Below are 10723 nucleotides of genomic sequence, written 5' to 3' on the forward strand. Positions count from 1 at the left end.
GCTTCTCTTTGGCGATCTGCCACAGGCGGGCCAGGCCGTGGGGCTCGACGATCAGGAAGAAGATGATCAAGCCGCCAAAGACGATGAGCTGGAAGTTGGACACGAAGCCCGCTCCCAGGGAATCACCAAAGATCGCCGGGACCACGTTGTCCAGGAAGATCGGCAGCAGCACGATGAAGGCCGCCCCGAGGAAGGAACCCATGATCGAACCCACGCCGCCGATGATGATCATGAACAGGATCTTGAAGGACAGATCCAGGTTGAAGCCCTCCGGCTCGACGGTACCGATGTAGGTGTAGGCATACAGGGCACCAGCCACGCCGCAGTAGAAGGAGCTCACGGCAAAGGCAAGCAGCTTGGTGCGCATCAGGCGGAAGCCGATCACCTGGGCCGCCACGTCCATGTCCCGTACCGCCATCCAGGCCCGCCCGGTGGAGGAGCGCACCATGTTCTTGGCCAGCAGGGCCATGAAGGCCACTATCAGGAAGGTGAGCACGTACTTGGCTTCGGGCGAGGCGAAGGTGTAGCCGAGGATGGTCACATCCTGGGCAGTCACCACCCCGGAGGACGAGTTGTTGGAGAACCACGGAAACTTGACCAGTGCCCATACGATGAAGAACTGGGCCGCCAGGGTGGCCACTGCCAGGTAGAAGCCCTTGATGCGCAGGCTGGGCAGACCGAACAGGATGCCCACCGCCGCCGCCGTCAGCCCCGCCAGCACCAGCGCCACAAGAAAAGGCATGCCCTCGATGCGCAGGATGAAGTTGTAGGCCGCAAAGGCGCCCACCGCCATGAAGGCCGCCGACCCGAGGGACAGCTGGCCGGCGTAGCCGGTGAGGATGTTGAGGCCGATGGCGGCCAGGGAGAAGATCAGCACCGGGATCAGGATGGCCTTCAGCCAGTACTCGTTGGTGAGCAGGGGCACGCCCACGCCGAACACCAGCATCAGCAGCCAGAACCCGATCTTGTCCTGACGGATCGGGAAGATCTGGGAATCTTCGGCGTAAGTGGCCTTGAACTGGCCGGCTTCACGGTAAAGCATTGTTGTTGCTCCTTGTCTCTGTCAGACGCGGTCGATGTGCTTCTCGCCGAACAACCCTTCCGGCCGCACCAGCAGGAAAGCCAGGGCCAGCATGTACGGGAACCAGCCCTCGATGCCACCACCGACGAAGGGCCCGACGTACACCTCGGCCAGCTTTTCGGACGCACCGATGATCAGGCCGCCGACGATGGCACCGGGCACCGAGGTGAAGCCACCCAGGATCAGCACCGGCAGGGCCTTCAGCGCCGTGAAGGTCAGGGCGAATTGGACACCGTTGCGGGCCCCCCAGATCATCCCGGCCACCAGGGCCACAAAACCGGCCACAGCCCACACCACACGCCAGATGGTCTGCAGCGGGATACCGATGGACAGGGCCGCCTGGTGATCATCGGCCACTGCCCGCAGGGCCCGCCCCACCTTGGTGTACTGGAAGAGGATGGCCAGCAGGGCCACCAGGGACGCAGCCACACCGGCCGCAAAGATGTCGAACTTGGAAACGCCGATCTCGTAGTTGTCCATCAACCAGGCGATGGGCTCATCGACGATGCCCAGATCCAGGCCACGCACGTTGGCACCCCATACCATCTGGGCAATGCCCTCGACCACGTAGGTGAGGCCGATGGTGGCCATGAACAGGGTGATGTGGGGCTGGTTGACCAGCGGCCGCAGCACGATGCGTTCGGTCGCGATGCCCAGCACAACCATGGCGATGAAGGCCAACAGAAAGGCCAGCCAGAACACCACGCTGCTATCCGCCTCCAGCCCGAGCCAGCCCGGCAGCACCTCCTGAAAGCCGACGAAGGTCAGGGCAGCGAAGAACACCATCGCCCCCTGGGCAAAGTTGAAGACGCCGGACGCCTTGTAGATGAGCACAAAGCCCAGGGCCACCAGGGCGTACATGACGCCCGACAGCAAGCCACCGACGAGTACCTCGATGAAGAATTGCATTTGTCTTTTCTCCCCGCCTTAATGTGAAGTGCCCAGATAGGCCTTGATGACTTCCGGGTTGTTCTTCACTTCTTCCGGCTCGCCGTCACCGATCTTCTTGCCGTAATCCAGCACCACGACCCGGTCGGAGATGTCCATCACCACGCCCATGTCGTGCTCGATCAACACGATGGTGGTCCCGTAGTGGTCATTCACATCGAGGATGAAGCGACACATGTCCTGCTTTTCCTCCACGTTCATGCCGGCCATCGGCTCGTCCAGCAGCAGGATGTGGGGCTCGGCAGCGAGCGCCCGAGCCAGCTCGACGCGCTTCTGCAGGCCGTAGGGCAGACGCCCCACCGGGGTCTTGCGGATGTCCTGGATCTCGAGGAACTCGATGACCTCTTCCACCTTGATGCGGTGCGCGATCTCCTCCTTCTGGGCCGCCCCCCAGTACAGGGCGTGCTGCAGGAAGTTGCACTTCATCTTGAGGTTGCGCCCGGTCATGATGTTGTCGAGCACGGTCATGCCCTTGAACAGGGCGATGTTCTGGAAGGTGCGGGCAATGCCCTGTTCGGCGGCCTCGTGGGGCTCCATCTTCTTGCGCAGCGCCCCCTTGAAGAAGATCTGCCCTTCCTGGGGGTGATACACGCCGTTGATCACGTTGAGCATCGAGCTCTTGCCGGCGCCATTGGGGCCGATGATGGAGCGGATCTCATGCTCTTTCACGTTGAAGCTGATGTCGGTGAGCGCCTTCACGCCGCCGAAGCGCAGGGAGATGTTCTGGAGGTCGACGATCACGTCGCCAATCTGTCTGGCCATGTCGGTCTCCGTCTCAGGCCGCCTTCCGCGCCTGGGGCGGGAAGGTCTTGGCGTCCTCGATGCGCAGGTTGGCGGACACCTTGTTGGTGCGGCCATCCTCGTAGGTCACCTGGGTTTCGATGAACTGCTCCTTGCGGCCGGCGTAGAGGGCCTCGATCAGCACCTCGTACTTCTCGGCCACGAAGTTGCGGCGCACCTTGCGGGTCCGGGTCAGCTCGCCGTCATCGGCATCGAGCTCCTTGTGCAGCACCAGGAAGCGCTTGATCTGGGACTCGCTCATGTTCGGGTCGCTGGCCAGATCGGCATTGACCTGCTCGACGCACTCGCGGATCAGCTCGTACACCTGGGGCTGGCTGGCCAGATCGGTGTAGCCGGCGTAGGCCATGCCCTTGCGCTCGGCCCAGTTGCCCACGGCTTCCAGGTCGATATTGACGAAGGCGGTAACGAAATCGCGCTTGTTGCCAAAGCACACCACTTCCTTGATGTGCTGGAAGAACTTGAGCTTGTTCTCGATGTAGTTGGGGGCAAACATGCCGCCATTGGTGAGCTTGCCCACGTCCTTGGCCCGGTCGATGATCTTCAGGTGACCGTCCTCGTCGAAGAAGCCCGCGTCGCCGGTCATGAAGTAGCCCTCGGCGTTGATGGACTCGGCGGTGGCATCGGGGCGCTTGTAGTAGGCCTTCAGCAGCATCGGGCCCTTGACCAGGATCTCGCCGTTGTCGGCCAGCTTGACCTCGACGTTGGGCGCCGGGGTGCCGACGGAATCCAGCTTGATCTGGCCATCGGGCTGCAGGCACACGTAGGCGCAGGTCTCGGTCTGACCGTAGAGCTGCTTGAGGTTGATGCCGATGGAGCGGTAGAAGCGGAACAGGTCGGGCCCGATAGCCGCGCCGGCGGTGTAGGCCACGCGGATTCGGCTCATGCCCAGCACGTTCTTGAGCGGGCCGTAAACCAGGATGTTGCCCAGGGCGTACTGCAGGCGGTCGGCGGCCGACACCGGCTTGCCGTCCAGGATGTCGGCGCCGCAGCGCTTCGCCACGTCCATGAAGTGCTGGAAGACGCTGCGCTTGATGCTGCTGGCGTCCTCCATGCGGATCATCACCTGAGTCAGCAGGTTCTCGAACACCCGCGGCGGGGCGAAGTAATACGTGGGGCCGATCTCGCGCAGGTCGCCCATCACCGTCTCGCCGGATTCCGGGCAGTTGATGGTGAAGCCGGCCACCAGGGCCTGGGCGTAGGAGAACAGGTGGTCGCCCACCCAGGCCATGGGCAAGTAGGACAGGATGTCGTCCTGATCTGTCAGCTTGTCGAAACTGCAGCCCCCCCGAGCCGCGGCAATGAAGGCCGCGTGGCTCTGGCACACCCCCTTGGGCTTGCCGGTGGTCCCCGACGTGTACAGCATCACCGAGACATCTTCGGGGCTGCCTTTGTCGATCTCGTTGCTCAGAAAGTCGGGATGGTTCTGGTCATGGATGCGCCCCATCTCCAGCACGGCATCCAGGCCATGCAAAAAGGCCTGGTTGTAGTGACGCAGACCGCGGGGGTCGTCGTAGATCACATGCTCAAGCAGGGGCAGATCGCCCTTGATCTCGAGCATCTTGTCCACCTGCTCCTGATCTTCGACACAGGCAAAGCGGATCTCCGCATCCTGCATCACGTAAGCCATCTCCTGGGCCACCGCATCCTGGTACATCATCACCGGGATACCACCCAGACACTGGGCCGCGGCCACCGACCAGTACAGGCGCGGCCGGTTGTCTCCTACCACCGCCAGACGATCGCCACGCTTGAAGCCCAACTCTGCCAGACCACTGGCAATCGACCTCACCCTCTCGGCCACTTCGGCCCAGGTGTAGGTTTGCCAGATCCCGTATTCCTTCTCGCGCATCGCCGGCCGGTTGGGCCGCTGCCGTGCGTGGTGCATCAGCAGGCGCGGAAAGGTATCCAGGCTCGCAGAATCTGCGGCTGTCGCTCGGGTATTGGACATACCCCATCCTCCTCCGGTTTGTCTCGGTCTCATCTCCGTCGCTGCACCCCCATCCCTGCAAGGCCGGGCAAGTGGCGACGGATTGTCTTTTTTGCTGACGGCCAGTTTTACAAACCAAGTTTGCTCAACTGTTTTTCAAATGTACGGAATTGTGAAATAGCGGCAATGTGATCCGGCGTGCAGCCATTCCTCCGCGGAACGGTGACGGTGCGCGGAATTTGATACAAAATGCGCCCCAGTGCTTCGTTATGGGTCGCGCCGCGAGCAGCGATGCTCTGTCCATAATCCGCCTTGAATGACGATGAGCTCCCCCCAGACCGGCAAAGCTGACTCAAGCAAGCCCACCAAGGGCTTATCGCTCATGCCATCCACCAGCATGGTGAGTGGCATGGGGCATCTGTCCCACGCAAGCAAGGCACGCGACAACGTGTTGCCCCCGGGCACCTGCCTCGGCGAGTTCGAGATCACCGACCTGATCGGCGAGGGCGGCTTCGGGATCGTCTATCTCGCCTACGACCATATCCTTCAGCGCAAGGTCGCCATCAAGGAATACATGCCGGCCTCCCTGGCCAGCCGGGCCGAGGACGGCACAAGCATCCACCCCAGCTCCGACCGGACAGCAGAGGCCTTTCAGAAAGGCCTCTTTAGCTTCATCAATGAAGCCCGGCTGCTGGCCCGCTTCGATCACCCGTCGATGGTCAAGGTGTTCCGTTTCTGGGAGGGAAACGGCACCGCCTATATGGCGATGCCCTTCTACGACGGGCCTTCCCTGCGCCAGATCCTGCAAGAACAGGATGTGCCTCCCGACGAAGCCTGGCTGCTGGAGATCGTCCGCCCCCTGCTGGATGCCCTGGAGATCCTGCACGAGGCCCAGTGCTTTCACCGGGACATTGCGCCGGACAACATCATCGTCCTGGGCAACCACCAGCCCGTACTCCTGGATTTTGGTGCCGCCCGCCGGGTGCTGAGCGAGTCGGCCCAGGCCCTGACGGTCATCCTCAAGCCCGGCTACGCCCCCATCGAGCAATATGCCGATGTGGCGCAGATGCGTCAGGGCGCCTGGACCGATCTGTATGCGCTGGCGTCCGTGGTGTACTTCGCGATCCACGGCAAGCCTCCGCCCACCTCGGTCACGCGGATGATTTCCGATCCGCTGCAGCCCCTCGCTACAACCGCGGCGGGGCGTTACAGCGAGCAGTTTCTGCATGCTTTCGACGCGGCGCTGGCGGTACTCCCCGACCAGCGCCCCCAGTCGGTGGCCGAGATGCGCGTGCTGCTTGGAATCCCGGCCCGCAGCACGACGGCAGCGCCTTCCAACGAGTCCAGGCCCGGCGGCCCGCGAACGACCCTCGACCCCGAGCGCACAGTGCAGCTCGACAACGTTTCCCGGGCCGTCCCAAGCCGCACGGAGCCCGCCTCCCCCCTTCCCGTTTCCGTGGCGCCGCCGCCCCAGATGGTCACACCCGCGCCGGCCACTGCCCCGGTCACCGCGCCAGCCCCGGCCCCCGCCACCGCGGCAGCGCCCCATAGCAAGCGAGGCAGCCACCGCGGCTTGATCGGCGCCGGGCTTCTCATTCTTGCCCTGCTCGCCGCAGCCGCAGCCTACCTGACCAAGGGTGGTGACCGCCCAGCCCCCCAGCCTACCCCTGCCCCGCTACAAGCGCCGACACCCCAGCCAGCCCTCATTCGGGAATCGACGCCTGCGCCGGAAGCGCGGCCGGCTCAAGCCCCTCCGCCCCCACCCGCTGCGCCAAAGCAGCCCAAAGAATCGCCGGCTGACGCAGCTCCCGGGACGAGCGCCCTCACTCCGCCCCCGGCCAGCGCCAAGCCGGCAGAGAAGCCCATCGAAAAGCCTGTGGAGAAAGCGGCAGGAAAGCCGCCTGAAAAGCCGTCCGAAAAAGCCCCCCCGGGCGAGACCCCGACCACCGCCCGCCCGCCCGAACCCCACAAGCCCGCCGGCCGGAACACGACCTCGTCCGCAGACGAGAAAGGCTCCGCGCCGGACGCCGACCGCTCGCCCAAACCCCAGACTGCCCGAAAGTCATCCCGCTGTTCAGACCTTCTCCATCGGATCACCCTGGGCGAAACGCTGACTCCCGAAGACGACAACGTGATGAAGAGAGAATGCCGATGAAACCGACCTCCTCCTGGCTGCGGACCCGGCTCAGCATTGCCGCCTGCGCCCTGCTCGTCGCCTGCGCCACCCCGCCCCAGGCCACCACCACCAAAGAGCTGCCCTTTGAGCAGGCGGTCGCCCAGGCCACCGAAGATCTCTTCAAACAGACCCAGGCCGATCTGCTGTCCAAGGTAGAAAGCAAGCTGGTTCGCCGCACCATTGCCATCGATCCACTGTTGGATGGCCGTACAGGCCAGCAGACTGCCGTCACCCGCAGCATCGAGAAGAGCATCACTGAAAAGATCAAGACTGCCCATCCGCAGTTCGACGTGCTGCCCTTCCAAAGCAGCAGCATGGGCAAAACCAGCCTGATCCTCACCGGCACCCTCACGCGTGACAACGCCACCGGCACCCCGTCGAAGCGACTGCGCCTTGCACTAGCGCTGACCGACCTGAAAACCGGCAAAGTCATCGCTCAGGCCAACTCGCTGACCCGCGACGACGGCCTCGACACCAAGCCGACGCCCTTCTACCAGGACAGCCCGGTGATCATCCACGACCGCACCATAGACGGCTACGTAAAGACAGCAGAAACGCCTCCCGGCCAGGCCGCCGACCCTGCCTACCTTGAAAAAATCGTCACTGCCGCGCTGATCGAGGAAGCGCTGGGCGCTTACAACGATCAAAACTACGCCGAAGCGCTCCACCTGTATCAACGCGCCCTTGCCTCCTCAGGGGGAGACCAGCTGCGCGTCCACACCGGAATCTACCTGTCCAACCTCAAACTCGGGCGTAACGGAGAGGCCGAAGCCGCGTTCGGCAAGATCGTTTCATCAGGGCTTGCCAATAACAATCTAGGAGTCAAATTCCTGTTCCGGCCGGGCTCCACGGAATTCTGGCAGGACACCAAGATCAGCGGCCCCTACACCTTCTGGCTCCGGCAGATCGCCCGCCAAAGTGCCGCCGCCAAGGTATGTATGAACATCATCGGTCACACCAGCAAGACAGGCTCGGAACAAACGAACGACCGCCTATCCCAACAACGCGCCCAGTTCATCAAACAGCGCCTTGAAGCCGAAGCCCCCGAACTGGGGCCACGTACCCGCGCCTCAGGCCAAGGCTTCCGTCAAGCCCTTGTCGGCACTGGCAGCGACGATGCGCGGGATGCCCTGGACCGCCGGGTCGAGTTCAAGCTCTCCAGCTGCCCTCCCTGAAGACTGGGCAATTTTGCCCTTTTGCGCCGGAGCGTATCTGTATCCCCTTCCCCGGGGCCGCCCTGCCGACCGATATGCCGGGCTCGCCGCAGGCTTCGATCAGGGACTGTTTGCACTCATTGGAGTGGGTACGACGGGGACCGACCGTACGCTTACGACAAGCCCCCCGCGATCCCCGCTTGCCCACCCACAAGGCGACCGAATCGGGGAGTTGCTGCGGCATCGCTGGCAATCTGCCAACGCCACAGCCTCACTGGGCAAACTCACGTCAAGGTGGGATGGGCGGACGGTTACTGTTCGACAGCAGACACACGGCAGAATGTCATTCCAAAGGAACGGCGCCTTTCGGCGCCGTTCCTTTGTGCTGTTCCCCTCTTACCGAGGGTTTCTTTTATTTGCCGCTTACATGCTCCGGCGGTACTGCCCACCCACGTCGTACAGCGCGGTGGTGATCTGACCCAGGGAGCAGTACTTCACCGCATCCACCAGCACCGCAAACACGTTGCCGTTCTCGATCACGGTCTGCTTGAGCAGGGCCAGCCACTTGGGCGCCTGGTCGGCGTTGCGGGCCTGGAAGTCGGCCAGGCGGGTCAGCTGACTCTGCTTCTCGTCCTCGGAGGAACGGGCCAGCTCGATTTCCTGCTGGGCCATGCCCTTCGGGTTGAGGAAGGTATTGACGCCGATGATCGGGTAGGAGCCGTCGTGCTTCTTGTGCTCGTAGTACAGCGACTCTTCCTGGATCTTGCCGCGCTGGAAGCCGGTTTCCATGGCGCCCAGCACGCCACCGCGAGAGCTGATGGCTTCGAACTCCTTGAGCACGGCCTCTTCGACCAGATCGGTGAGTTCGTCGATGATGAAGGCGCCCTGGTTGGGGTTCTCGTTCTTGGCCAGGCCCCATTCGCGGTTGATGATCAGCTGGATGGCCATGGCACGGCGCACGGACTCCTCGGTCGGCGTGGTGATCGCTTCGTCGTAGGCGTTGGTGTGCAGCGAGTTGCAGTTGTCGTAGATGGCGATCAGGGCCTGCAGCGTGGTGCGAATATCGTTGAAGTCCATTTCCTGGGCATGCAGCGAGCGGCCGGAGGTCTGGATGTGGTACTTCAGCTTCTGGCTGCGCTCGTTGGCACCGTACTTGTTCTTCATGGCCACGGCCCAGATGCGGCGGGCAACACGGCCGATCACGGAGTATTCCGGGTCCATGCCATTGCTGAAGAAGAAGGACAGGTTGGGCGCGAAGTCATCGATCTGCATGCCCCGGGCCAGATAGCTTTCCACGTAGGTGAAGCCATTGGACAGGGTGAAGGCCAGCTGGCTGATCGGATTGGCGCCGGCTTCGGCGATGTGATAGCCAGAGATGGACACCGAGTAGAAGTTCTGGACCTGGTTATGGACGAAGAACTCCTGGATGTCGCCCATCATCTTGAGGGCGAACTCGGTGGAGAAGATGCAGGTGTTCTGGCCCTGGTCTTCCTTCAGGATGTCCGCCTGCACGGTGCCGCGCACGCTGGCCAGGGTCCAGGCACGGATTTTCTGGACTTCGTCATCGGTCGGCTCGCGCTCGTTCTGGGCGCGGAACTTGACCAGCTGCTGCTCCAGCGCGGTGTTGAAGAACATGGCCAGGATGATGGGCGCCGGACCGTTGATGGTCATCGACACGGAGGTGGTCGGATTGACCAGATCGAAGCCGTCGTACAGGACCTTCATGTCGTCCAGGGTGGCGATGGACACACCGGAGTTGCCGATCTTGCCGTAGATGTCCGGACGCGGGTCCGGGTCGCAGCCGTACAGCGTGACCGAGTCGAAGGCGGTGGAAAGGCGGTGCGCGGGCATGCCCTCGGAGACGCGCTTGAAGCGGCGGTTGGTGCGGAAGGCATCGCCTTCGCCGGCGAACATCCGGGTGGGGTCTTCACCTTCACGCTTGAAGGCAAACACGCCGGCGGTGTAGGGGAAGGAACCGGGGACGTTCTCCTTCATCAGGAACTTGAGGGTCTCGCCGTCATCCTCGTAGGTCGGCAGGGCGACCTTGCGGATCTTGCTGCCGGACAGGGACTCGGAGGTGAGGACAGTGCGGATCTCCTTGTCGCGGATCTTCACCACATACTCGTCGGCCGCGTAAAGCTCGACGGTCTTCGGCCACATGTCGAGAAGCTTCTTGGAGGTGCCGGTAAGCTCACCGTCCTTCCATTCGATCAGCTCGTCGAAGGAGCCGGCGTCTTTGCTGCAGCCCTCGAAGAGCTTCTTGGAGATGCGCAGGGCCTGACGTTCGCGGGCCACGCGAGCCTGTTCCGCAGTGTGCTTGTGGTAGCCACGCACCGAGTCGGCGATCTCGGCCAGATAGCGGGCACGCTCTGCGGGGACGATGGCGCGACCACGACTGGACGCCTTGACGCTGACGATGGGCAGCCTGGCCTTGCCGAGCTTGAGGCCCTTGGCCACCAGCGCCGGGGCGATGGACTGGAACAGGGCGGTTACACCGTCGTCATTGAAACGGGCGGCCATGGTGCCGAACACCGGCATCTGTTCGGTGGGGGTGGTGAACAATTCGCGGTTGCGCTGGTACTGCTTGCGCACATCGCGCAGGGCATCTTCGGCGCCCTTGCGGTCGAACTTGTTGA

General features: G+C 63.1%; 7 protein-coding genes. 2 read left to right on the top strand and 5 right to left on the bottom strand.

Annotated features, from left to right (window positions below; genetic code table 11):
• The 4 genes from PHI64_RS22450 to PHI64_RS22465 form a co-directional block, all read right to left on the bottom strand.
• On the bottom strand, positions 1–1042 hold a 1042-nt coding region (locus PHI64_RS22450), incomplete at its 3' end, for a branched-chain amino acid ABC transporter permease (protein ID WP_299888279.1).
• 21 nt (positions 1043–1063) lie between these two features.
• A complete protein-coding gene (locus tag PHI64_RS22455) occupies positions 1064–1990 on the bottom strand; it encodes a branched-chain amino acid ABC transporter permease (protein ID WP_299888282.1) in 927 nt (308 codons plus the stop codon).
• Positions 1991–2008: 18 nt separating this feature from the next.
• Positions 2009–2791 (bottom strand): ABC transporter ATP-binding protein, encoded by a 783-nt coding sequence (locus tag PHI64_RS22460; RefSeq protein WP_299888285.1) that lies wholly within the window; start codon positions 2789–2791, stop codon positions 2009–2011.
• 13 nt (positions 2792–2804) lie between these two features.
• Positions 2805–4778 carry an AMP-binding protein gene (locus tag PHI64_RS22465; protein ID WP_299888288.1) on the bottom strand — a complete coding sequence of 658 codons (1974 nt, stop codon included), beginning with the start codon at positions 4776–4778 and terminating at the stop codon, positions 2805–2807.
• A gap of 301 nt (positions 4779–5079) precedes the next feature.
• On the opposite strand from PHI64_RS22465, the gene PHI64_RS22470 reads away from it, so the two are divergent.
• Together PHI64_RS22470 and PHI64_RS22475 are read left to right on the top strand one after the other, a co-directional pair.
• Positions 5080–6912, top strand: coding sequence for a serine/threonine protein kinase (locus tag PHI64_RS22470; RefSeq protein WP_299888291.1), 1833 nt, complete (start codon positions 5080–5082; stop codon positions 6910–6912).
• On the top strand, positions 6909–8108 hold the full coding sequence (locus PHI64_RS22475) for an OmpA family protein (protein WP_299888294.1): 1200 nt from the start codon (positions 6909–6911) through the stop codon (positions 8106–8108). Before PHI64_RS22470 ends, PHI64_RS22475 begins: the two co-directional genes overlap by 4 nt.
• Before the next feature lie 402 nt (positions 8109–8510).
• Here PHI64_RS22475 and PHI64_RS22480 read toward each other — a convergent pair.
• The coding region (locus tag PHI64_RS22480) for a methylmalonyl-CoA mutase family protein (RefSeq protein WP_299888297.1) at positions 8511–10723 on the bottom strand (2213 nt) is incomplete at its 5' end.

Origin of the sequence: Zoogloea sp., from assembly GCF_028689785.1 — a bacterium.
Classification (GTDB): Bacteria; Pseudomonadota; Gammaproteobacteria; order Burkholderiales; family Rhodocyclaceae; genus Zoogloea.